This window comes from Rhizobium rosettiformans (assembly GCF_016806065.1).
Lineage (GTDB): Bacteria > Pseudomonadota > Alphaproteobacteria > Rhizobiales > Rhizobiaceae > Allorhizobium.
Window position 1 is genome coordinate 1,402,262 of record NZ_CP032405.1, and the last position, 23,840, is coordinate 1,426,101.

The following is a 23,840-nucleotide window of genomic DNA, read 5'->3' on the forward strand; positions in this document are numbered from 1 at the left end:
CCAGTCGATCAACGGATCAGACCGAGTTGTGTCGGTAGCCACATGGTGATGGCCGGGATGAAGGTGATGAGGCCAAGCGCCAGGAAGAGCGGAATCATCCAGGGCAGGATGGCCAAAGTCGTCTTTTCGACCGACAGTTTGGAGATGCGTGAAAGCACGAACAGCACCATTCCGACGGGCGGGGTCAGAAGCCCGATCATCAGGTTGAGGGTGATGACGACGCCGAGATGCACCGGATCGATGCCATAGCGGACTGCAACCGGCATCAGGATGGGCACAAGGATGCTGATGGCTGCTATCGTATCGAGGAAGGCCCCGACGACCAGCAGCAGGATGTTGACGATGATCAGGAAGGTCCACCAGTTGTCGGTGAGCCCGAACATGAAGTCCGAGAATAGCTGTGCTGCCTGGCTCACCGTCAACAACCAGGCGAAGATCGACGCGGCGGTGACGATGAACAGCACCGAGGCCGTGGTTTCGATCGTGTCGAACGACGCCTTTGCCAGCGTTCTCACCGTCATCGTCCGGTAGCGAACGAGCCCGAGAAACAACGACCAGAGAACGGCAGCCACGGCCGCCTCTGTTGGTGTGAACCAGCCCATCGTCATGCCGCCGATCAGCAGCACGGGTGTCATCAACGCCATGACCGCGGAAAAGTCGAAATACCAGTCGAGCGCCACGAGAACCGCAAGTCCGATCAGCACCGCGATATTGACCGACATTCCCGCCAGGATCATCAGATAGATGGCGACAGGGAAGGCGAGGACGATCACCACTTCCAGCGAGGCAGCCAGCAATTGCTTCAGCTCGAATGGCGTATCAGAGCCCCAGCCCTTGCGCTTGGCGAAGATGTAAACCGTCAGCATCATCAGGATCGCCATCACGACCCCGGGCACGATACCAGCCATGAACAGCGCCCCGATCGAGGCATTCGCCATCATGCCGTATATGACGAAGGGCAGGGATGGCGGGAAGATGGGACCGAGCGTGGCAGAGGCCGCGGTGACCCCGACGGCCGCCTCCACCGGATAGCCATGGTCCTTCATGGCCTTGATTTCGATGGTGCCGATGCCGGCGGCATCGGCAAGCGCCGTACCCGACATGCCGGAAAAAACCACCGAGCCGATGATGTTGACCTGCGCCAAGCCACCCTTCATCCAGCCGACGAGTGACAGGGCGAACTTGTAAATGCGGCCTGTCACCCCGGCAATGTTCATGAGATTGCCGGCCAGAATGAAGAAGGGGACCGCAATCAGAGGAAAGCTCTCGACGCCGGCGATCATGCGTTGAGCGGCGATGATATCAGGAGCTACGCCATAGATCACGAGATAGGCGAGCGACGCGACGGCCATGGAGACCGCGACCGGTGTGCCAAGGATCAAGAGAAGCAGAAAGGAACCGATGAGAAGCAGCATGGTCAGATCCCCCCTGCGTTGATGTCTTCCTGCGCCTTCTGGCGCGCGGTTTTCGTTCCGGTCAGATCCTTGACAAGGTTATGGACAGAGCGGGCAAACATGAGCGCAAAGGCTGCAAAGACGGTGTAGAAGACGATGCCGCGCGGCAGGTCCACGGTGACCATGCGCTCCTCGCCGACGATCTCCAGATAACGCCACATGAGCCAGGTCATGTAGGCGAAAAAGGCGATGCCGATGGCATCGACGACCGTTTCGAGCACCCTGACCGCCCGTGTTGGGAGAAACCGGTAGAGCAGGTCCACCTGGATATGCCGCATGGTGCGCACGCACATGACGGACCCCATGAAGACGACGACAACGAGACAATTGGCGGCGATTTCCTCGGTCCAGGAAAAGCTGTTGTTCAGGACGTAGCGGGTAAAGAATTGCAGAAACACGGCGAGGCCCATGCCCCAGAACACGGCCAGCGTCACCCAATCCTCGATGGCGTGATGGGATAGATCGACCGGTGCTGCCTCCTCCTCGAAGGCATGCGCCATCTCTTCCACACTGATCGGCGCGTGCGGGTGCTCCGTCATGGGTCGGCTCCAATTCTCGATGATTTCAGAAGGAGTCCCGGCGCCTGACTGGCGCCGGGATGGCGCTATTATTGGATGGCGCGGATGGCTTCCCAATCAGCCTTGTCGTAGCCGAAGTCCTCGAACTTCGCCTTGGCGAGGACATTCTCTTCGAAGTCAGCCTTGTCGACTTCGGTGACTGTGATGCCCTTTGCCTTGAACTCGTCGACCAGCGCCTTTTCACGGGCTTCGATCGTCTTCGTCGTGCGGGCCGCTGCTTCCAGCATCACCTCGGTGAAGATGGCCTTGTCTTCATCCGACAGACTTGCCCAACGGGTCTTGGAGACGACCGTGTTCAGGTGGTCAACGATATGGCCGGTGAGCACGATGTTCTTCTGGACTTCGTAGAACTTCTTGGCCTCGATCGTTGTCAGCGGATTTTCCTGGGCTTCAACCGTGCCGTTCTGCAGGGCGAGATAGACTTCCGCAAAGGCGATCGGCGTTGTGTTGGCGCCGCAGGCCCGCGGCATCGCCAGATAGGCCGGAACGTCCGGTACGCGGATCTTCAAGCCCGCCATGTCTTCGCATTTGGCGATGGGTCGGTTTGAGGTGGTATGCCGCGTTCCATAGTAGCTGACGGCAACGATATGGTTGCCGGTCTTCTCTTCATAGCCGGCCGTCAGCTTCTTGAAGACGTCGCTCTTCGTGTAGGCCAGGAGATGGCTCGGGTCGCGGAAGATGTAGGGATAGTAGGTCACGCCGATCGGATTGTGATCGCGTGCGGCAAAGCTCGAGCCTGAGATGATGATATCGACCGTTCCGAGCTTGAGGCCCTGGTTGATATCGGCTTCCTTGCCGAGCTGCGAGGCCGGGAAGACGTCGATCTTGTAGCGGCCATCGGTCCGTTTGTTGATCTCTTCTGCCGCCCAGACGGAATCCGTGTGGAAGGGCTCCGAAGTCTCGTAGACATGGGCCCATTTCAGAACGGTCTCGGCATGGACCGAGACAGTGGACGCGACAATCACCGCCGCTGCTCCAAGAAGCGTCTTAAGTGTCAGTTTCATGTTTTCCTCCCATTGAAACAGAACTCTTTGGAAACCGTAGGCACGAGGCCCGAACGGTCAGTCTTCTCTGGTCGGCTCCTCCTCAAAGCTTTCCGAGAATCTCTTTTGCGCCAGCGTCAGATGACGCCGCATGGCCTCTCGGGCACCGTCCGGGTCCCGAGCTGCGATGGCGTTGCGAATGATGCGGTGCTCCTCCAGCGCCAGCTTCCAGGTATGCGGTCCCTCGAAGTAGCTGGCCAGCTTCTTGAAATACGGCGACATGCGCGAATCGTAGATCAGACCGGTGAAGTGCTTGAGCGCCGAATTTCCGATGATGTCGGCAATCGCCGTGTGGAAATCGCGGTCACAAGCCAGAGCCACGGCGCCATCGTCCAGTGCGCCCTCCATGCGCTCCAGAATGGCGTCGATCCGCATGAGACCTTCCGCGGTCGCAAGCCTTGCAGCCTCTTCCGCGATACCACTTTCGATCAGACAACGCGCCTGCAGGATTTCCAGCGGGCCTTCGCTGTCGTCATTGGCGGCACCCTCTTGGGCTGGCAGGGGCCGGCTGCTGATATACACACCAGAGCCCATACGGATCTGAATGTGTCCCTCCACCTCGAGCACGATCAGTGCCTCACGGACGGTGGGTCTCGAGACTGAAAAGCGGTCTGCGAGCTCGCGCTCGGGCGGAAGCCGCGAACCCGGCTTCAACTCACCCGTTTCGATAAGCGCACGGATCTGCTCCGCGACCTGGCGATAAAGCCGGCGCGGCTCCAAAGCCACGAACATGGAATTCCTCCGAGCGCATCACTCCCCTGATGCGCAGGCGGTCAGATTGTCTGACCAATTTCGAGTATGAGTTTTTTAACGAAGCTGTCAAGCGGGTTGCCAGAGCCGAGCATAGTGGCGAGGACCATGATGGAAGGTTGCAACCCAACCAAGAGCTGCGCGCGATAGCAACGCGAAAAGGCAATCAAGCGCTGAAAAGCAGTCGCATATCTTCCGACTTGGTGTCCATGTCCAGTGATGATTTGTTACCATGGTGTTGCATCCTGCTGGAAATGCGATCATATTTCAATCGAGAAGATAACAACATGGAGCACGATGGTGCTTATCATCATTGCCGATGATTTGACGGGAGCACTGGACTCCGCCGCTCCCTTTGCCGCGCGCGGGCTGCATACGGAAGTCGCCTTGACGCCGAATGCGGTGACGTCAGGCCTTTTGCAGGCGCCGGAGGTGCTGTCCGTCAATCTGGCCTCTCGGGAAAAGCCTGCAGAAGACGCGTTCCGAACCCTGCGTCAGGTGATGGAAGCGCTGCCATCCGATGTCATCCTGTTCAAGAAGGTCGACTCGCGCCTCAAGGGACATATCTCGACTGAACTCGATGCCATTCCATTCACAAGGGCACTCGTTGCACCCGCCATCCCTGCCTTTGGTCGCTTCGTCCGCGACGGGCATGTCCAGGGATTTGGAGTGCCCACGCCGATCTCCGTGGCCAACGCCTTGGAGCACCATGTAGCGCGATGCAGCATCGTCGATACAATAACGGATCAGGACCTGAGTAACGCTCTAACGCATGCACGCGCCGAAGGCATCGATCTCTTCATCGGGGCAAGGGGGCTTGCCGAGGCACTGGCCTTGGAAATGACCGGACAACCGCTGTCCGAACTGGTTGAGCCGCCCATCGGCCCTGCACTCTTTGTCATCGGATCGCATGATCGCATTACCGTGGAGCAGGTCGATCGGTTGCGCGAGATGGAGGCTGTGAACCACCATCCGGCACCCAACGGCTTGCTGGAGTTTGTCGCCCAGCCAGAGACGTTCCCAATGCTTGTGCAGGCGGTCTCCGGTGACACAGAGATAAGCTCGGAGGAGGTCGCTCGAAACCTTGCGTTCTCGGTACACCCCGGTTTGACTGCAGGTGCCCGAACTCTCCTCCTGTGCGGCGGCTCGACCGCCGAAGCCGTGATGGCTCGTATGGGGATCGAGTGTTTCCGGTTGCAAGGGGAATGCCTGCCAGGGCTCGGGCTAGCCTATGCCGATGGACATTGTATCATTGCCAAATCAGGCGGATTCGGAGTGCCGGAAACATTGGTGACGCTCGCCGAAAAACTGCAGGGGGGCAGGGGCTGATAATGGGACTGCAAAACGGAACGCCACGGAAAAGTCTGGCCGACCTGGTTTTCGAGCGAATGCACAGGGCGATCAAATCGGGTGCCTACCAGTCGGACGAGCGCCTGCCGACCGAGCACGATCTTGCGATCGAGTTCGAGGTTTCGCGCCCCATTGTCCGGGAAGCCCTTCGCCGGCTACGCGAGCAGGGTTTTATTTATTCGCGGCGCGGTGCCGGCAGTTTCGTGCGATCCGTTGGCATGAAGCAGCCGCTCGGTTTCGGTCAGCTCGAGAATGTCGCGGATCTTTTGAACTGCTATGAATTTCGCCTGACGCTCGAGCCGGCTGCGGCTGAGGCAGCCGCCATGCGCCACACGCCGGCTGCGCTCGCGTCAATCCGAGAGGCGCTCGAATTGATGCGTGACGCGACCAACCGCCAGGCGCATCGCGAAGATGCCGATTTCCAGTTCCACCTTGCGATCGCGCGCGCCGCCAACAACACCTACTTTTCGACGGCCATGGAAGCCTTGAAGGACCACATCGCCGTCGGCATGCGCTTCCACGGCGTCTCGGTCAAACGGGACGTAGCTGGGCTGTCGCGCGTGTTTGCCGAGCATGAAGCAATTGCAACGGCGATTGCGGCGGGTGAAGGGGGCCGGGCGAAAGAGCTCATGCATGCTCATCTGACAGGTTCGCGCGCCCGCCTCTTCCAGACGAGTGCATCATTGACGGCCCTGCCGGACGGCTGAACGGGTATCTGCGTAACGCTCGATCTGACAACTGAAAAGGGGCCGATGGCCCCTTTTGCTTTTAGTCGAATGAGAAGCCTTCAATAGGCCGCCCTGTAGATCGCCAAGACATCTTCGACAGCCATGTCGGCCGGGTTGTTGTCCATCAGGCGACGATTGGCATGGGCCTCGGCCGCATATCCCGCCAATGCGTCTTCCTTTGCGCCGTGCCGGGAAAGCTGCATCTCGATGTTGAGGTTCGTGCAGAAGCGGCAGGCGTTTTCCAGCAAGTCATCAGGCGAGTTGGCACTGAAGCCGAGCGCTTCCGCTACTTCCGCCGTCTTTTCTCTGACGACGGGCTGGTTGAAGGCCAGCACATGCGGGAAGACGATGGCGTTTGCCAGCCCGTGTGGCAGGCCGAGACGCGTGCCGAGTGGATAGGCGATTGCGTGACCCGCTGCCGTGTTGACCGGGCCGAGGCAGATCCCGCCATAATAGGAGGCGAGCATCATGCCTTCGCGCGCTTCGGTGTCGGAACCATCCTTGACCGCGCGGGCCAGATACTTGCCGACAAGGCGGAAGCCCATGCGCGCAAAGCCGTCGATCATCGGATGGGCGCGCTTGTTGGTGAAGGCTTCGACGCAGTGCGCCATGGCATCGACGCCGGTTGCGGCAGTGACTGCGGACGGGACGGTGAAGGTCAGCTGGGGATCGAGAACGGCTGCATCGGCGATCATGTGCGGACTTTCAACCGCGATCTTCGCACCCTTGACCGGGTCGGTGATCAGCGATCGTATGCCGGCTTCCGATCCGGTGCCCGCCGTCGTTGCGACCTGGATCAGCCGGGTTTTGCGACCGGCGACCTTGTTGGGGCCGGCGACGTCGGCCAGCGTCTGCTCGCTGTCCCAAAGCGCAGCCACGAGCTTTGCCACGTCGAGAACCGATCCGCCGCCGAGGCCGATAACGGCCTGAGGTCTGACCCGGCGGGCGACGGCAAGTGCCGCGTCGAGTGTCGCTACATCGGGTTCACCCGGGATCGCATCGAAAATTTCGATCTTTCCCGGAAGCTTCAGACGATCGACAAAACCTGCGGTGATCGGCGTCGCAATGACGAGTGTAGCCGTGGCATCCGCCACAAGGTTGCCGACCTCCCCGATCGTCCCGGCGCCGACGATGAGCCGACGCGGCTGGTGAAGGGTGATGGATGCTGTCATCGAAGTCATCCTTGCTTTGCCTTGCCAGCGACCAGCTTGCGGGCATAGGCGATGGCGGAGTTCATATTGCCGTGGTTGGCGATGCCCTTGCCGGCGATGTCGAAGGCGGTGCCGTGATCGACCGAGGTGCGGTCGATCGGCAGCTCGACGGAGACGTTGACGGCCGTGTCGAAAGCGACGAGCTTGATGGGGATGTGGCCCTGGTCGTGATATTGCGCGACCACGAGGTCAAAGGCGCCGGAATAGGCGCGGTAAAAGACGGTGTCGGCGGAGATCGGTCCCTGCACGTCGATGCCCTCGGCGCGCGCGGCCGCGACCGCTGGGGCGATCTGGTCGTCGTCTTCGGTGCCGAAGAGACCGTTTTCGCCGCAATGCGGATTGACGCCTGCAACCGCGATGCGCGGCTTGTCGTAGCCGATGCGCTTCAGGTGGTCGTTGCCGGCCTTGATGGTCGCGAGCACGCGTTCGGTCGTTGCCCGGCGGATCGCTTCCTGAAGCGAGACATGGGTCGAGACGTGGATGACCTTCAGTCGTTCCGAGGCAAGCAGCATATAGGCGGCCTTCGAGCCCGTCAGGCTGCGCAGCATGCCGGTATGGCCGTCATAATGGTGGCCGGCGAGGTTCAGGGCTTCCTTGTTGATCGGGGCCGTCACGATGCAGCTGATCGCTCGCGCTTCCGCATCGCGGACTGCCTTTTCGATGAAGCGGAAGGCAGCATCGCCAGCGACCGGGCTCAATGTTCCCCAGGGAAGCGGAGCCCCTTCGACTTCGACGTCGACGACATATGGGGCGAGATCGATGGGCAGGCCGAGCGCGTCACGCGCGGCGTTCAAGGTCGCGAGATTGCCGTATATGCGTGTGGCCGAGCGATCTTCGGCCGACATCTCGGCCAGAGCGCGGACCGAGATTTCGGGCCCGACGCCGCAGGGGTCGCCCATGGTGATGCCGATAATGCCGCTCATGTCAGTCTCCGTTCTCGGGACGATCCCAGCCGGGGGCGAGCCGGACATATTTGATCGCGCGTCGGTGATAGGTGTAGGCGATATGGAGCGATCCATCCTGATCGGCCAGCAGCCAGGGATAGGACATTTCCTTGTTTCGTCCATCGGTGGAATCGTTGGACAGGCAGGTTCCCGGGCCATCCTCGATCTGGATCCGCTGCGGGAATGTCAAACCGCCATCGCTAGAGATGCAAACCGTCACAGGAGCTCGCGGCACTCCCCAGATAGGGGCGCAGCCCCCGGTCGGGTCCGCCTCCGGCCTGTCGTCTTCCTCACCGAGTTCGTCGTAGAGGGAGATGCGACGGTCCGGGGAGGCCGCGGCGTTAACGGGATTGCAGATGATTGCAACACGCCCGTCGTCCAAGGCGATGGCCGCGATGGAGGAATTGTTGTTGGGCAGATCGGTCGGTGCAGGCGCGCACCAGGTCCGTCCAGCATCATGGCTCTCCGTCCGGTAGACGAAATCCGCTTGGCGACGTCGGAAAAATGCGGCCATCGTCGTGTCGCCCAAATCGACGGGAGACATGTGCACGCAGCCGATCGATTGGCTCAGTTCTTCGAGCCGCCAGGTCGCGCCGCCGTCTTCGCTGATGCCGACGGCGGCGGTGTCATGGCTGCCGTTCCACTTCTGGCCGGGGCGCGGGATGCATCGGAATATCGGCAGGAGCCAGGTCCCGTCGGTGCGGATCGCGACCGGGGCGCGCACGAAGCTGCCGCGGGGCAGGTCGAGATAGCGGCCTTCGGTCGCCATCAAGCGCGTTGGGTCCGCCGCGTCGACGCTGATTTCGGTCATGCGGATCCGGCACTCGTCCTGATTGCCAGAGGGTTGCGACGTGTGGAACAGACGCAGCCGCCCGTCGGGTGCCTGAAACAGCACCGGGTTCTGCTCGGAATGATCAGGATCGGAACTTAGCCGCTGCGGCGCGCCCCAGGCGTTTGCACCGGCTACGAGCACCGACGCGTAGATCGAAATGTCCGACTTTCCTTCGAGTGATCCGCCAAACCACGCGCAGATCAGACTTCCGTCTGCCTGTCTGTGCAGGAAGGATGCGTGGTTCTGCACCATCGGCGACGGAAGATAGGCCTCGGTCCGATCGGAATCCGACGTGGTGAGTATGCCGGTCATCTGCCGGGCAATGTCATCAGGTGTCATGGAATGCTCCTCTTGCCCTCCGAAGTCCGCCATTTTTCCAAAGTTGTCAAGTTTGTTTATGTCGTAAGGCGTTGGAATTTTACTGAGTAAATCAATGAACTATATGAAATCATTGTATTAAATTAACGTCTTTTGGCGTCAGAGATTTTACATTGGGAAATCATTTGACAAAGATGTCCGGAAGTTGGATGTTTTGGCCGTGCCGACGTGGAGGTCGGTTCGGGAGGATGGCATGCATGCAATAGGGAAAGGCGAGCGGATTCCCGCCGCAGTGCTCTTTGCAGTCGGAGCGGCAGCACTGGCTGCATCCGATGCCGTCATCGTACGTGCTCTGGATGGTGCCGTGCATCCCTTCGTGATCGCCTTCTTCCGCGCCTTGTTCGGTGCCATCGTGCTCTTGCCCCTCGTTGTTCTGCGGCCAAAGGTGCTGCGATCCACGCATACGCTTGGTCAGCACGGCATCCGGGCGCTGTTCAAGCTTTTCGCAATGGTGGCCTTCTTTGCGGCCTTCAGCATGGGCCCGCTTGCTGACGTCACGGCCATCGCCTTCATGTCGCCAATCTTTGTCGTGCTTGGCGCCGCAGTTCTTCTCGGGGAACGGCCTGGCCTTTCGATGCTGTTTGCCGTCGTGGCTGGCTTTTGCGGTGCCATGGTCATTGTCGGGCCATCGCCTTCTGGCTTCACGCTCGCGATCGGGCTCGCTTTCGCGGGGGCGCTTCTGCAAGCCGCGATCCAGTTGATCCTGAAGTCGATGTCGCGCGGCGATGCGACCTCGACTCTGGTGGTCTGGAACCTCCTTTTGACCGTGCCGATCTCGTTGGTGCTCGCCGTGCCCTTCTTCGCCATGCCGGGAAACCGGGAGCTGGCGCTGCTCGCGGTTCAAGGGGTGGTCGGCACAAGCTGTATGGGGCTGATGACGCATGCCATGTCGCTTGCCCCTGCAAGCATCGTCGCTCCGGTCGATTTTCTGCGGTTGCCACTCGTGGCGGTCGGCGGTTTTGCCCTGTTCAATGAAACCATCGCTCTGACGACAATGGTCGGCGCTGTTCTGATCTGCCTTGCAGCGCTTATCGCTGCGCGCTCGCGAGGCGTGAAAGCTTCAAACTGAATTCATCTGGGAGGAGAATGGAAATGAGAAAGACTGCATTGTTGTGTGCCCTTGCCATGGGCACGTCCCTGTCGCCGGCCTATGCCGGGTCCGGCCCGATTAAGGTCGTGCTCGCCGAAGAGGCCGATCTGCTCGAGCCCTGCATGGCGACGCGCTCGAATATCGGCCGCATCATCATGGAAAATGTCAGCGAAACGCTGACCGAACTGGATGTTCGCGGCGGCACCGGCGTGCAGCCCCGCCTCGCTGAAAAGTGGGAGCAGAATGCCGACGGCAGCTGGCGCTTCCATCTGCGCCAGGGGGTCACCTTCTCCGATGGCAGCGCCTTCGATGCGAAGGACGTCAAGCACAGCTTCGACCGCATGATGAGCGACGCGATCACCTGCGAGTCGCGTCGTTACTTCGGCGGTATGACGGTCACGCCGACCGTCGTCGATGACTTCACTGTCGACTTTAAGGCCGAGCCGGTCCAGCCGATCCTGCCGCTGCTACTGTCGCTCGTCACGATCGTGCCCGAGGAGACGCCTCTCGAATTCGTTCGCGAGCCGGTTGGAACAGGCCCATACAAGCTCACCAACTGGACGCCGGGACAGCAGATCGTTTTGACGGGTCGCGACGACTATTGGGGTGGCAAGCCTGAGGTGACGGAAGCCACATATCTGTTCCGCGCAGATCCTGCGGTCCGCGCGGCCATGGTGCAGGCGGGCGAAGCGGATCTGTCGCCGTCGATCTCGCAGGTGGAGGCCACCAATCCGGCGACCGACTTCTCCTATCTCGACAGCGAAACCGTCTATCTGCGTATCGACCACAATATTGAGCCGTTGAACGACGTTCGCGTGCGTCGGGCGCTCAACCTCGCTGTCGATCGCGAAGCCTTCCTCGGCACCCTTCTCCCGGACAGTGCGCTGCTTGCCACGGCCATCGTGCCACCACCGACACTCGGCTGGAATCCGGATATTAAGGTTCCGGCCTATGATCCTGAAGCGGCCAAGAAGCTGATCGAGGAGGCCAAGGCCGATGGCGTGAAGGTCGATACACCGATCACGATCATCGCCCGTTCCGCCAACTTCCCGAACGTCACCGAGATCATGGAGGCGATCCAGCAGCAGCTGCAGGAAGTCGGCTTCAACATCGAGTTGAAGTTCGTCGAAGTGGCCGAGCACGAGCAGTATTATTCGAAGCCCTTCGCTGAAGGTCGTGGCCCCCAGATCGTCGCTGCGATGCACGACAATTCCAAGGGTGATCCTTCCTTCTCAATGTTCTTCAAATATGCGACCGAAGGCACCCAGTCGGGCTTCTCCGACCCCAAGGTGGACGACCTGATCACACGCGCTTCGGCTGCCGTCGGCGATGAACGTGCCAAGCTCTGGTCGGAACTGATCGCCTATCTGCATGACGAAGTCGTCGCAGATGTGCTTCTCTTCCACATGGTCGGCTTCTCGCGTGTTTCCGAGCGACTGGATTTCAAGCCGACAATGGCGACGAACTCCATGCTCCAGCTCTCCGAGATCAAGATCAAGTAGTCGCCGGGCGGCACGCGCCGTCCATTTCAAGGCAAGTCATGCGGCGGGATGATCCCGCCGCACCGTTTTCTCCGAGGACGCCATGCTGAGCTTCATCCGAAAACGCGCCGTGGCCAGTCTGATCTCCCTGATCGGGCTCGTGGTCATGGTCTTCTTCCTCTCCCGCTTGACCGGTGATCCGGCCGCCCTGTTCCTGCCGGTCGAAGCATCGGAAGAGATGAAGAACCAGTTTCGGGAACTGCATGGTCTGAACGATCCACTGCTGGTGCAGTTCGGCCGTTACGTCGGCGATGTTTTGACCGGAGACCTCGGCGAATCCCTGCGCAAGGCTCGGCCAGCGCTTGATGTGGTGCTCGAGGCCTTTGTCTGGACGCTGTGGCTTGCGGTCATCACCATGACCCTGGTAACCGCTGCCGCCATCATTGTCGGCTCGCTTGCCGCCTTCCGGGCCGGTGGCTTCTTTGATCGCTTTTCGTCGATCGTCTCGCTTGTCGGGGCCTCCGTCCCTGACTTCTGGCTGGCCATCGTCGCCATCGTCATTTTTGCCGTGAACCTCACCTGGCTGCCGACCTCTGGCACCGGCACGATCTGGCACTGGATCCTGCCGATATCGGTGCTTTTCGTCCGTCCCTTTGGCATCATCGTGCAGGTGGTGCGCGGCTCGATGATCACGGCGCTTTCATCGGCCTATGTGAAGACCGCGCGTGCCAAGGGTGTGAAGTCCACGCCGATCATATTCATTCATGCGCTGCGCAACGCTATGCTGCCGGTCATTACCGTGATCGGCGACCAGGCCGCGAGCCTCTTGAACGGTGCCGTGATCATCGAGACCATTTTCGGCTTTCCGGGTGTCGGCAAGCTGATGATCGATTCCATCCTGCAGCGCGATTTCAACGTCGTGCTGGCCGCGATCCTGGTCACGGCACTCGCCATCTTTCTCATGAACCTGTTGATCGATCTCGCCTATGCGCTTCTCGATCCTCGCATCCGGAATTGAGGAGAGGTCCATGTCCATCGACGCCACCGTCATCATCGATGAGCCCCCCTTCCTCAAGCGCATGTTTCGCATGCTGCTGGCCGACAAGTTCGCGCTTTGCGCCGCGATCTTTCTCCTCATCGTCCTGGCGATGGCCATCCTTGGCCCAAGCTGGCTTGGGGACCTGGCGACCAAGCAAAACCTGCGCGGCCGAAATGCAGCACCCTTCGATTTCGAGAGGGCCTGGGTCTGGTGGATGGGCGCGGACGCGCTCGGCCGGCCGCTTCTGGCTCGCATCATTGTCGCTACCCAGAACACCGTGATGGTCGCGGCCGGTGCCGTGCTGATTTCGGCTGTCATCGGAACGGTTCTCGGCCTGATCGCCGGCTTTTCTTCGCCACGGGTCAGCCAGATCATCATGCGGCTCGCCGACGTGATCATGTCCTTTCCGTCGCTGCTGATCGCGGTCATCGTGCTTTACATCCTCGGCTCCTCGATCTTCAATCTGATGATGGTGCTCGCGATTACCCGCATCCCGGTCTATCTGCGCACCACGCGGGCCGAAGTGCTTGAGATCCGCGAACGAATGTTCGTCCAGGCGGCGCGCGTCATGGGCGCTTCCAGCAAACGCATTGTCTTCCGGCATATCTTGCCGGTCGTTCTGCCGACTCTCACCACACTCGCCACCCTCGACTTCGCTTATGTCATGCTGGCGGAAAGCGCCTTGTCATTCCTTGGTATCGGCATCCAGCCGCCGGAGATCACCTGGGGCCTGATGATCAGCCAGGGGCGGCAATATCTGACCAACGCCTGGTGGCTCTCCTTCTGGCCGGGGCTCGCGATCATCCTCACAACGATGTCGCTCAACCTTCTGTCCAACTGGCTGCGGATTGCGCTCGATCCGGTTCAACGCTGGCGTCTGGAAATGAAAGGGGCCAAGAATGGCTGACCATCTTCTCGAAGTCCGCAATCTCTCCGTGGAGTTTCATACGGCGGTCGGCGTGGTGAAGGCCGTGCGCAACATGTCCTATCATCTCGATCGGGGCGAGACGCTGGCAATCCTCGGCGAAAGCGGCTCGGGCAAGTCTGTTTCGTCTTCGGCAATCATGAACCTGATCGACATGCCGCCGGGACGCATCTCCTCGGGCGAGATCCTGCTCGATGGTGTCGACCTGCTGACAATGCCGCTGTCGAAGCGACGTGAAATCAACGGTCGCAAGATCGCGATGATCTTCCAGGATCCGCTCAGCCATCTCAATCCGGTTTACACCGTCGGCTGGCAGATCCGCGAGGCGCTGACCACGCACGGCACGGACAGCACGAAAGCCCAGACCGAGGCCCTTCGCCTTCTCGGGCGTGTCGGCATTCCCGACCCCGAGAACGCCCTCGACAAGTATCCGCACGAGTTCTCCGGCGGGCAGCGCCAGCGCGTGATGATCGCAATGGCGCTCGCCCTTCGCCCCGATCTCCTGATCGCAGATGAGCCGACGACCGCGCTCGATGTCACCGTGCAGGCCGAGGTGCTGGCGCTTCTCAAGGAGTTGCAGCGCGAAACCGGTATGGCCATTCTCATCATCACGCATGATCTGGGCGTCGTTGCCGAGATCGCCGACCGCGTCGTGGTGATGGAAAAGGGCGTTTTGGTCGAGGCCGGAAGCGTGCGCGAGGTCTACAAGAACCCGCAGCATCCCTATACGAAGAAGCTGATTGCAGCAGCCCCCGGCAAGGGCGAGATGCACGAGCCCCTGAAGGGAGCCGAACCCGTTTTGAGCGTGCGCGACATGCGCAAGAACTACGGCGCATTCGCAGCCTTGAAGGGCGTTTCCTTCGACCTCCTGGCCGGCGAAACGCTTGCCGTCGTCGGCGAAAGCGGTTCGGGAAAGTCGACTCTCGCTCGCATCCTGTTGAGGCTCGACGAGCCGGATTCCGGGTCGGCGCGGTGGAAGGGCAGGGACCTTTTCCAGCTGTCTCCGGCCGAGCTCTTCAAGCTCCGCCGCGATCTGCAGATGGTCTTTCAGGATCCGACCCAGTCGCTCAATCCGCGCATGACCGTTTACCAGCTGATCTCGGAGGCCTGGGTCATCCATCCCGATATCCTGCCGAAGTCCAAATGGCGGGAGCGTGTCGCCGAACTGCTGACCCAGGTGGGCTTGGGGCCTGAGCATATGGGGCGCTATCCGCACCAGTTCTCCGGCGGCCAGCGACAGCGCGTCGCGATTGCCCGAGCGCTCGCGTTGGAGCCGCAGCTCATCATCTGCGACGAAGCCGTTTCTGCGCTCGATGTTTCGGTACAGGCCCAGGTCATCGCGCTGCTTGACAAGCTGCGCCGCGAAATGGGCATCGCCTTTATCTTCATCGCGCATGACCTGCCGGTGGTGCGCGATTTCGCCGACCATGTCATGGTCATGCAGAAGGGCGAGGTGATCGAACTCGGCACAGTGCGCGAGATCTTCGAGACGCCGAAGCAGGCATACACCCAGGCACTGCTCGCAGCAGGGCTCGATCCCGACCCGGATGTGCAGGCGCAAAACCGCGCCGCTCGCCTGAGCCGTGCCTCCTGAACCTTCTAATTACCGGAGAATACTGATGTCGAAAAAGGCCTTCGTCGCGCTCGTCACCTGCTTCAACGAGGACGAGACGATCAATTACGAAGCCACCCGTGCGCAGGTGCGCCGTCAGGTGGCGGCCGGCAACAACATCATGTGCGCCGGCACCAATGGCGACTTTACCGCGCTCACCTTCGAGGAAAAGGTGAAGCTTGCGGAAGCCGTGGTCGATGAAGTCGGCGGCAAGGTCGACGTGATCGTCAATGCCGGCATGCCGGCGACCTTCGAGACGATCAAGCTCGCGAAGGAGTTCGACCGGATTGGCGTGAGTGCGATTGCCGTCATCACCCCCTTCTTCATCGCCTGCACCCAGGATGGCCTTGTCAGGCACTTTTCGACGGTGGCCGATGCGGTGAAGACGCCGATCTATCTCTACGACATTCCGGCCCGCACCCAGAACCACATCGAGCCAGAAACGGCGCGCAAACTCGCTTCCCATGGCAATGTTGCGGGTATCAAGGATTCGGGCGGCGCCAAGGAGACGTTGGAAGCCTATCTTGCGGTGTCTCGCGACATGCCTGGCTTCGAGGTCTATTCCGGTCCTGATCATCTCGTGCTCTGGGCGTTGCAGAATGGCGCTGCCGGCTGCATTTCCGGGCTTGGCAATGCGCTTCCCGATGTGCTCGCAGGGATCCTGAACGGCTACAATGGCGGTGACATCGCAGAGGCCGAGCGTCAGCAGGCCATCTTCACGGCCTTCCGGACCGATCTCTACGCCCTTGGCTTTGCGCCTGCCATGGTCAAGCGTGCACTCTTCCTCCAGGACAATTCAGTCGGCGCCAGCCGGCAACCGGCACTCTTGCCGGATCCCGAGCAGGACGCAAAGATCGCAGATATTCTTCGGCGATTTGGCCTCTCGGTCCAGTCGCACTAGAGCGGAACGGACCCTTGGCGACTGCGACCTTCCTGGTATCCGCAGTCGCCAAGGCGTTGATTCTTAGGCTGCGCTAGGCCTGTGCACGGTCTTGATCTCGAGAAAATCTTCAAGCCCGAACATGCCGCCTTCACGGCCATTGCCCGACTGCTTGTAGCCGCCGAACGGGCTGCCATAGCGGTGAGGCGCGCCATTGATATGCACCATGCCGGCGCGTAGACGCGCAGCAACACGCTCGGCGCGGTCGAGATCACCGGACTGGATATAGGCAGCCAGGCCGTAATTGGTGTCGTTGGCGATCTCGATCGCTTCCTCCTCGGTATCGAAGGGAATGATCGCCAGCACCGGACCGAAGACTTCCTCGCGGGCGATGCGCATCTGGTTGTTGACGCCAGCAAAGATGGTCGGCTTGACGAAGTAGCCGGTCTCGAAACCTTCAGGCTTGCCCGGGCCGCCGACGATCAAATCTGCGCCTTCGGCAATGCCAGCCTCGATCAGGGTCTGGACGCGGCCATACTGGATGTCGCTGACCAGCGGGCCGATATGTTCGCCGGCTTCTTCGGGGTTGCCTACCTTGACCTCGCTTCCGACGCGCTGGGCGATCTCCACGGCCTGGTCGTAGACGGATCGCTGGACCAGCAGACGCGTTGGAGCATCGCAGGACTGGCCGGAATTGTTGAAGCATTCGAGCACGCTGCCGGCAATACGCTCTTCAAGATCAGCATCCTCGAAGACGATGTTGGGCGACTTGCCGCCGAGTTCGAGGGTAACGCGCTTGACGGTGTCAGCCGCATCCTTGCTGACGGCGGTGCCGGCGCGGGTCGAACCGGTAAACGACATCATGTCCACGTCCCTGTGCTTCGAGAGCGCTGCACCGACATTGATGCCATCGCCATTCACAAGGTTGAACGTCCCGGCCGGGAAGCCCGCCTCGTGAACCATCTCGGCATAGAGAAGGGCATTCAAAGGCGTAAATTCGGATGGTTTCAACACGCAGGTCGAGCCGGTCGCCAGTGCGGGAATGACCTTGAGGGCTATCTGATTGATCGGCCAGTTCCAGGGGGTGATGAGGCCGCAGACGCCAATCGGTTCTCTGAGCACGATGTCGCCGTTCGGCAGCTCTTCGCGCAGCTTGACGCGCTTCAGCGCCTCGATGAAGCCCTCGAGATGGCCGACACCGACATGCGCCTGCTGATCGGTGCTCATGGTGATCGGGGCGCCGAGTTCGAGCGTGATGGTGCGTGCCATCTCGTCATAACGGCGGGTGTAGATCTCCAGGAGCTTTTCGAGGAGTGCGATACGTTCGTCGAGGCTCGTGCGGCTGTAGCTTGCAAATGCCGTCTTGGCAGCGGCAACCGCACGATCGATATCGGCTGTCGTGCCCATCGAGATCAGGGCGATCGGCTGTTCGGTCGCGGGATTGATGACCTCAAGGTCGTGAGGCGCGATCGGGTCGATCCACTCGCCGTTGATGTAGAACTTGCGCTTGTCGAGCATGCTTGCCTCCCGTCAGAGTGTCTTGTGTTTTGCGTCGAGCCAACCGGTGATCAGCTCCCGATATCGTTCGCCGCTGAAGCTTGGAAAATGGCCGCCATGCACCAGCCGCACCTTCAGCCGCAGCAGGCGCTCCATCGAAGCGTGATAGTCATTGGCGTTCGAGTGGTAGGTGTCCTCGATCAGCGGACCGTCGTAGAGAATGTCGCCGGAAAACAGGATTTCCGTCGCTTTCTCGTAGAGCGCGATGCCCCCGGGGGAATGGCCGGGAGTGTGAATGATCTCGAATTGCCGATCGCCGAGGTCGACCATGTCGCCGTCCTCCAGCAGGCGCGTCGCCGGCGCCCGCTTCACCGCATAACACTTCGAGCAATAGGGCTCGGGCGGCAGGGCGTCGAAAATGTCGTCGGTAACATAGGGGTCGGCCAGCGTGTTTTCGCGTGTCGGATCAGCGAGCAGATCCGCCTCTGCCGAATGGACCGCACGGCATTCGAACTCGTGGTGGCAGCCGATGTGATCGAAATGGGTGTGGCTTGCCACCGCGATCAGCTCACGCTCGGTGACAAGCGGGACCCATTCACGAAGCGAGACGACGCCCATGCCACTGTCAACAAGCATGTCGCGATCGCGCCCACGCACATGCCAGATGTTGCAGCGGTAAAATTCCTGGATATGCGGCTCGCAGATATAGGTCACGTCATCGTCGAGACGCCGGACACTGTACCAGTCCTCAGGGCGCATGCGCGGTTTCATCACGTGTCTCCTATGCTTCGACCAGAGCGACGATGGTGTCAGCCTTGACCGTCAACTCGAGCTCATCGCCAGGCTGCGGGTGCGCGGTTTGCGGCAGATGGGCGGTTATGACGATCTCGGAATTGCCTTGGGGCTGAAGGTGGCACCGGTGATGCGCTCCGAAGAAGGCACTGTCGGTGATCCGCGCATGGCCGAGCGCAACTGTTGCGCCCGCCTCGCCGGCGGACCGGAAATGTTCAGGGCGAATGCACAGAGTGATCTTTTGCTCTGGAGAAGGCGCGTCCCCGGTGAAAGCCGTGATGGGGATAGTGGCTGGACCGAGCGCCGTTTCTACCCGCGCTTCGCCCTCCGCAAGCGAGATCACCCTACCGGGCAGGAAGTTCGCCTCGCCCATGAAACCTGCGGCAAACAGCGAACGCGGCCGCATATAGATGTCCGAGGGTCTGCCGACATCCTCGATCCGGCCGTGGTTCATCACGACGATCCGATCGGCGATCGCCATGGCCTCTTCCTGATCGTGGGTGACATGGATGAAGGTTGTGCCCACACGCTTCTGAATGGCCTTCAGCTCGTCCTGCATCTGGCGACGCAGCTTCAGATCCAGCGCGCCCAGCGGCTCGTCGAGTAGAAGAACATCTGGATCGACCGCGAGCGCACGTGCAAGCGCCACGCGCTGACGCTGGCCGCCGGAAAGCTCGTGCGGCTTCTTCGCTGCCGAAGCCTTGAGCCCGACCAGGTCGAGCATGGCGAGCGCCTTTTGGTGGCGCTCGGCCTTTCCCATGCCGCGCATGCGCAGGCCGAAGCCCACATTATCAATGAGCTTCATATGGGGGAACAGCGCGTAGTCCTGGAACATGGTTGTCGTCGGCCGTTTTGCCGGCTCAACATGTGTCATGTCCCTACCGCCGATGGCGATCGCGCCAGCGCTCGGCTCGATAAAGCCACCCAGGATCGAGAGCAGGGTCGTCTTGCCGCAGCCAGAGGGGCCGAGAAGCACGATGAACTCGCCGGCGGCTATCTCCAGCGAGACATCATCGAGCGCGCGGAAGGCACCGAAGACTTTCGTGGCGTTTCGGATCGAGACGTCTGCGGTCATTGAGATTTCCCGGATTTTCTGAAGACGGCGAGTTCGAGAAGGATGATGAAGGCGACAGAGAGGAGGAAGACGACGCTGCCTATCGCGTTGGTCTTGGGGTCGAGGCCGGAGCGCAGCATGCTCCAGATCTCGACCGGCAGCGTCACGTCGAAGCGCGACAACAGGAAGGCTATGATGAACTCGTCCCAGCTGAAGGTCACCGACAGGAAGAAGGCGGCGAGGATGGATGGCATCAGCATTGGTGCGGTGACGAGTGCCATGACCTGCCAGTCCTTCGCGCCAAGATCGCGGGCGGCGCGCTCGATATTGACCTGGTGACCGCCCATGGAGGCGTAGATGATCGCAAAGCAGAGCGGCAGGTTGATCACGACATGACCGATGCCGACGGTCCATAGCGACAGCGAAACATTGAGCCTGGACAGCATCGACAGCAGGCCGAGCCCGATGATCAGCGTGCTGACCGTCATCGGCGCGACGATCAGGGCGCGCTGCAGGCCGGATGCGGGAAGCTTGTAGCGGGCAAAGGCATAGGCTGCGAGGAAACCGAGCAGGCAGGAGATTGCAGACGATACCATGGCAACGACGAGCGAGTTAAAGAGCGCTGCCATCAGCTTTTTGTCGGCGAAGATCTCGCCATACCACTTCCAGGTCATGCCATGCAGGGGGGGCACGGGTAGCGTGCCGTCCTGGAAGGAGAAGAGCACAAGAACGGCGACCGGCAGGAAGATGAAGATATAGAGCCCACCGGCATAGAGGATCGCAAGGGCCGTATTGAGGTGCCGCATGGTCAGGTCCTCTCCATCTTCAGCCATCTGGCGCAAGCGAGATAGGCGATCGTCACCACCACCATCAGCACCAGCGACAGGGCTGCAGCCATGGGGAAATCAGCCCGACGGCCGAGCTGCAGCATGATGAGCTGCGGCAGGACGAGCTCGTTGTTGCCGCCGAGGATCTGCGGGGTGATGTAGTCGCCGATGCACAGCACGAAGGTGAGAAAGGCGCCAACCATGATGCCTGGCAGGGTCAGCGGCAGGATCACATGCCAGAAGGTCTGGAAGCCGTTTGCACCAAGATCGGCGGCTGCACGGCGGTAGTTCGGCGAGAGCTGAACAAGATTGGCATAGATGGTCAGCGTCAGCAGCATGACGAAGAAATGCACAAAGCCGATCACCGTGCCGATTCGGTTTGCAGACAGTTCGAGCGGCTCGGCGATCAGGCCCGTCCACATCAGGGCCTGGTTGACGACGCCGCCCTTGGACAGGACCAGCAACCAGGAATAGGAGCGAACCACATAGGAGGTCCAGAACGGCAAAATTGCCATGATCAGAGCAAAGCGTTGCCAGCGACGCGGCACGCGCTCGGCGATAATCCAGGCCAGCGGATAGGCAAGCAGGATCGAGATGATCGTGACGGTCAGTGTCACTTCAAGCGAATTGAAGAGTGCCTTGAGAAGATGTGGCTTGCCGAAGAATGCGGCGTAGTTGTCGAGGGACCAGGTCGCGATAATCTCGCGCCCCTGCCGCTTCCAGAAGCTGAGCGCCGCCATGTAGAGGAAGGGCACGAGGAAGAAGGCCACGGTCCACAGCATCGCGGGCAGCGCAAATCCTAAAGCCTTGCGGCGTTCTCTGCGCTCTTGCGCGGTGGCAGTCATTGACGGGTTGCTCCGTTCATCTGGCTAAAGCGGCTGGGCTGACAGGAATTTATGGTGCCCAATCTTCAAGGCGGCCACAGATCTTCAAGACCGCCTGTTCTGTTGAACGCGCGCAGTTGCTACCTGCAGCATATGACCCATCGGGGCCGCGATACGCGCGATGAAGCAATTGTTTGAGAGCAAGCTTGGGGCGCGGACTGACTGTGCCTGCCGCGCCCCCTAAGGGCCGCGCTTATTGCTGCAGCATTTCCGTCCAGACATCCTGCATAGCCACATCGAGATCGGCATTGGCTACCGGATAGAGCTGGGTGTTCTTCAGGTATTCGGGCTGCTTGTCCCAGCGCAGCGCCGTCTTCTGCTCGCCGGTGAGCTGCTCACCGGCCTTGGAATTTGCCGGCATGCCCCAGTAGCAGGACGAGGTGGCAAGGCGAGCCTGGCCTTCTGGGCTCAGAATGTACTGCACAAACTTGACGGCCAGATCCTGCTTGGTGGAATCCTTGAACACGCCGATCGACTGTGCCCAGCGCAGGGCGCCCTGCTTCGGCACGGTCCAGTCGAGGTCCGGCTTTTCGGCCGTGAGACCTGCAGTCACCCATTCGCCGCCGCCGAGGATGATGTCGACTTCGCCGCTGACAAGTGCTGTCTGCGAGGCGACGACATCACTGACCTGGCGCGAGACCTTCTTCATCTCGAACAGTTTTTCCCTGATCGCGGGGAGATCGGCTTCGGTCAGATCTGCGGTGTTCTTGCCGATGGCAAGGCCGGTCAGACCGATCATCGGCAGGTAGTAGTCATAAAGCGCAATGCGGCCCTTGTATTTCTCAGACCAGAAGATCGACAGGTCTTCCATGTCCTTCGGATCGACCTTGCTCTTGTCGTAGGAAATCGTGTTGTAGCCGAACTTTTCCGTCACGGCGTAGATCTTGCCGTCCTTGGTGTTGTTGGCTTCCATGCGGACTTCCGGGAAGATGTCGGCCATCGGCAGCTTGTCGGCCGGAATTTCGGCGAGAAGATCCATTTCGACGGCGCGCGGCACGTCGACACCGTCGATGACGAAGATATCCCAATCACCCGGTCGCGACTGCTCGACGATCGAGAGACCAGCGCCGGTTCCCTCATATTCCTTGAGATTGACCTTGACGTTGTTGGCCTTTTCGAAGGGTTCGATCAGCGCCGGGTCAGTGTGGTCGCACCAGACGAGGGCATTCAGCTCCTCCTGGGCATGAGCCCTTCCGGACAAGGCAGAGATGGCAACGGTCGCAAGAAGCAGGCGGCGGGAGAGCCCGCCGGTTACGGTCTTTTCCATAAGTTCACCCTCTTGTCGAAGGCCCGGGGCGGACCCTCGCGTTGATCAGAATAGCGCTCGTTCCGGCGCCTTGAGAAAAAGATTGAGTGAATTCATTTTTTAAGTCAATCTCAAATTTGAGGAGATTCCAACGGAGCTAGCCATGACCGGATTGCGCGCCCGACAGAAGGCCGACAGGAACCGTCGCATCCTGGAATCGGCAACGACCCTGTTCCGGGAGCAGGGCTATGACAGCGCGCGCATCGAAGATATCGCCGAGATGGCAGAGGTCTCGGTCGGCACGCTCTACAACTACTATCAGAACAAGGGAGACATCCTCGTCGCGACCGTTTCGATGGAGGTGACCGAGGTGCTCGAGGCCGGTGAATTGATTGTCGCCAATCCGCCGCTCAACGTGAGCGATGCGCTCGGCGCGCTGATTAACCAGTATTACGATCACTCGCTCGTCTATCTCAGCAAGGAGATGTGGCGCACGGCGATGGCGTCCTCGATCCACCAGCCAGAAACGCCGCTGTCCAAGCGTTACACTGAGCTAGATACGCGTCTCTGTGCCCAGGTCGTGCAGCTCATCGAGACCTTGCAGCGGCGCGGTGTGATTGTCGCCGGCGTCGATGCACGGGCGCTGGGTGAGGTGTTCTTCAACAACCTCAACATGATGTTCATCGAGTTCTGCAAGAAAGAAAGCATGCCGCTTGAAGAGCTCAAGGCCCGTGTCGCCGAGCAGAACCGCCCGATTGCCGAGTTGATCAGCAGCGTGAAGCGCCTCTGACGCCACCGAAATCCCGAAGAAATGACAGAGATGACAGATCATACGACCGCAGTGCTTTCCGCAGCCGATGCCCTGGTGGCAGCCTTCGGCCGTCACGACACCAAGGCCTATTTCGATGCCTTCGCGCCGTCGGCGACTTTCATCTTCTACAATCTCGATCGCACCCTTGTCGATCGCGCGGCCTATGAGGCGGAATGGGCGCTGTGGGAAAGCCGCGACGGCTTTTTCGTGAAGGCCTGCCGCTCGACGGACCGCAGCCTATACATCGTCGGGGATGTCGCCATTTTCACCCATGCGGTGGAGACCGATCTCGTTATCGGCGGCAAATCGATAACCAACCATGAGCGTGAAACGATCGTCTTTGTCCATCAGCCGGACGGTCGCTGGCTTGCCATTCATGAGCATCTTTCGCCGCTCCCGATGTAGTTGTTGCTTGTGACTGGGCTACCACAAAA

23 protein-coding genes are annotated in these 23,840 nt (G+C 60.5%); 10 read left to right on the forward strand and 13 right to left on the reverse strand.

The window, feature by feature from the left end; all coding sequences use genetic code 11:
• Positions 1–8 precede the first annotated feature (8 nt).
• From D4A92_RS06630 to D4A92_RS06645, 4 genes are all read right to left on the reverse strand, one after another.
• The gene (locus D4A92_RS06630) at positions 9–1,415 is read right to left on the reverse strand and encodes a TRAP transporter large permease (RefSeq protein WP_203018871.1); all 1,407 of its coding nucleotides are present in this window, start codon (positions 1,413–1,415) and stop codon (positions 9–11) included.
• Between the two features lie 2 nt (positions 1,416–1,417).
• Positions 1,418–1,993 carry a TRAP transporter small permease gene (locus D4A92_RS06635; protein ID WP_203018872.1) on the reverse strand — a complete coding sequence of 192 codons (576 nt, stop codon included), beginning with the start codon at positions 1,991–1,993 and terminating at the stop codon, positions 1,418–1,420.
• Between the two features lie 68 nt (positions 1,994–2,061).
• Positions 2,062–3,036, reverse strand: coding sequence for a sialic acid TRAP transporter substrate-binding protein SiaP (locus tag D4A92_RS06640; protein ID WP_006725361.1), 975 nt, complete (start codon positions 3,034–3,036; stop codon positions 2,062–2,064).
• A gap of 57 nt (positions 3,037–3,093) precedes the next feature.
• Entirely contained in the window at positions 3,094–3,807 is a 714-nt protein-coding gene (locus tag D4A92_RS06645) for a FadR/GntR family transcriptional regulator (protein WP_203018873.1), read from the reverse strand.
• Positions 3,808–4,125: 318 nt separating this feature from the next.
• On the opposite strand from D4A92_RS06645, the gene D4A92_RS06650 reads away from it, so the two are divergent.
• Together D4A92_RS06650 and D4A92_RS06655 are read left to right on the forward strand one after the other, a co-directional pair.
• Positions 4,126–5,154 (forward strand): four-carbon acid sugar kinase family protein, encoded by a 1,029-nt coding sequence (locus D4A92_RS06650; protein WP_203019859.1) that lies wholly within the window; start codon positions 4,126–4,128, stop codon positions 5,152–5,154.
• 2 nt (positions 5,155–5,156) lie between these two features.
• On the forward strand, positions 5,157–5,882 hold the full coding sequence (locus D4A92_RS06655) for a FadR/GntR family transcriptional regulator (protein ID WP_203018874.1): 726 nt from the start codon (positions 5,157–5,159) through the stop codon (positions 5,880–5,882).
• Between the two features lie 80 nt (positions 5,883–5,962).
• Here D4A92_RS06655 and D4A92_RS06660 read toward each other — a convergent pair whose 3' ends face one another.
• From D4A92_RS06660 to D4A92_RS06670, 3 genes are read right to left on the reverse strand one after another with little or no spacing between them, the layout of a single operon-like run.
• The gene (locus tag D4A92_RS06660; protein WP_203018875.1) at positions 5,963–7,084 is read right to left on the reverse strand and encodes an iron-containing alcohol dehydrogenase; all 1,122 of its coding nucleotides are present in this window, start codon (positions 7,082–7,084) and stop codon (positions 5,963–5,965) included.
• Positions 7,081–8,037, reverse strand: coding sequence for a 4-hydroxythreonine-4-phosphate dehydrogenase PdxA (pdxA, locus tag D4A92_RS06665; protein WP_203018876.1), 957 nt, complete (start codon positions 8,035–8,037; stop codon positions 7,081–7,083). Before pdxA ends, D4A92_RS06660 begins: the two co-directional genes overlap by 4 nt.
• Before the next feature lies 1 nt (position 8,038).
• A complete protein-coding gene (locus D4A92_RS06670) occupies positions 8,039–9,229 on the reverse strand; it encodes a sialidase family protein (protein WP_203018878.1) in 1,191 nt (396 codons plus the stop codon).
• 232 nt (positions 9,230–9,461) lie between these two features.
• Between D4A92_RS06670 and D4A92_RS06675 the strand changes: the two genes are divergently transcribed.
• From D4A92_RS06675 to D4A92_RS06700, 6 genes are all read left to right on the forward strand, one after another.
• Positions 9,462–10,337: a DMT family transporter gene (locus D4A92_RS06675; protein ID WP_203018880.1), complete on the forward strand. Its 876-nt coding sequence runs from the start codon at positions 9,462–9,464 to the stop codon at positions 10,335–10,337.
• Between the two features lie 23 nt (positions 10,338–10,360).
• A complete protein-coding gene (locus tag D4A92_RS06680; RefSeq protein ID WP_203018881.1) occupies positions 10,361–11,860 on the forward strand; it encodes an ABC transporter substrate-binding protein in 1,500 nt (499 codons plus the stop codon).
• Positions 11,861–11,942: 82 nt separating this feature from the next.
• A complete protein-coding gene (locus D4A92_RS06685) occupies positions 11,943–12,857 on the forward strand; it encodes an ABC transporter permease (protein ID WP_203018883.1) in 915 nt (304 codons plus the stop codon).
• 10 nt (positions 12,858–12,867) lie between these two features.
• Positions 12,868–13,785, forward strand: coding sequence for an ABC transporter permease (locus tag D4A92_RS06690; protein WP_203018885.1), 918 nt, complete (start codon positions 12,868–12,870; stop codon positions 13,783–13,785).
• The gene (locus D4A92_RS06695) at positions 13,778–15,397 is read left to right on the forward strand and encodes an ABC transporter ATP-binding protein (protein ID WP_203018887.1); all 1,620 of its coding nucleotides are present in this window, start codon (positions 13,778–13,780) and stop codon (positions 15,395–15,397) included. The genes D4A92_RS06690 and D4A92_RS06695 overlap by 8 nt, the downstream gene beginning before the upstream one ends.
• A 25-nt stretch (positions 15,398–15,422) precedes the next feature.
• Positions 15,423–16,316, forward strand: a complete 894-nt coding sequence (locus D4A92_RS06700) for a dihydrodipicolinate synthase family protein (RefSeq protein WP_203018889.1) — start codon at positions 15,423–15,425, stop codon at positions 16,314–16,316.
• A 63-nt stretch (positions 16,317–16,379) separates the two neighbouring features.
• On the opposite strand, the gene D4A92_RS06705 is transcribed toward D4A92_RS06700, so the two are convergent.
• The 6 genes from D4A92_RS06705 to D4A92_RS06730 all read right to left on the reverse strand — a co-directional run bounded on the left by D4A92_RS06705 (position 16,380) and on the right by D4A92_RS06730 (position 22,616).
• A complete protein-coding gene (locus D4A92_RS06705) occupies positions 16,380–17,813 on the reverse strand; it encodes an aldehyde dehydrogenase family protein (RefSeq protein ID WP_203018890.1) in 1,434 nt (477 codons plus the stop codon).
• A gap of 12 nt (positions 17,814–17,825) precedes the next feature.
• Complete coding sequence (locus D4A92_RS06710) at positions 17,826–18,563, reverse strand: MBL fold metallo-hydrolase (protein ID WP_203018891.1); 738 nt, start codon at positions 18,561–18,563, stop codon at positions 17,826–17,828.
• Between the two features lie 10 nt (positions 18,564–18,573).
• On the reverse strand, positions 18,574–19,659 hold the full coding sequence (locus D4A92_RS25280; RefSeq protein WP_203018892.1) for an ABC transporter ATP-binding protein: 1,086 nt from the start codon (positions 19,657–19,659) through the stop codon (positions 18,574–18,576).
• Positions 19,656–20,444, reverse strand: a complete 789-nt coding sequence (locus D4A92_RS06720) for an ABC transporter permease (protein ID WP_203018893.1) — start codon at positions 20,442–20,444, stop codon at positions 19,656–19,658. The genes D4A92_RS25280 and D4A92_RS06720 overlap by 4 nt, the downstream gene beginning before the upstream one ends.
• A 2-nt stretch (positions 20,445–20,446) precedes the next feature.
• Positions 20,447–21,310, reverse strand: a complete 864-nt coding sequence (locus D4A92_RS06725; protein WP_203018894.1) for an ABC transporter permease — start codon at positions 21,308–21,310, stop codon at positions 20,447–20,449.
• 232 nt (positions 21,311–21,542) lie between these two features.
• A complete protein-coding gene (locus tag D4A92_RS06730; RefSeq protein ID WP_203018895.1) occupies positions 21,543–22,616 on the reverse strand; it encodes an ABC transporter substrate-binding protein in 1,074 nt (357 codons plus the stop codon).
• Positions 22,617–22,758: 142 nt separating this feature from the next.
• On the opposite strand from D4A92_RS06730, the gene D4A92_RS06735 reads away from it, so the two are divergent.
• Positions 22,759–23,385, forward strand: coding sequence for a TetR/AcrR family transcriptional regulator (locus tag D4A92_RS06735; protein WP_203018896.1), 627 nt, complete (start codon positions 22,759–22,761; stop codon positions 23,383–23,385).
• A gap of 30 nt (positions 23,386–23,415) precedes the next feature.
• Positions 23,416–23,811: a YybH family protein gene (locus D4A92_RS06740; RefSeq protein WP_203018897.1), complete on the forward strand. Its 396-nt coding sequence runs from the start codon at positions 23,416–23,418 to the stop codon at positions 23,809–23,811.
• Positions 23,812–23,840 lie beyond the last annotated feature (29 nt).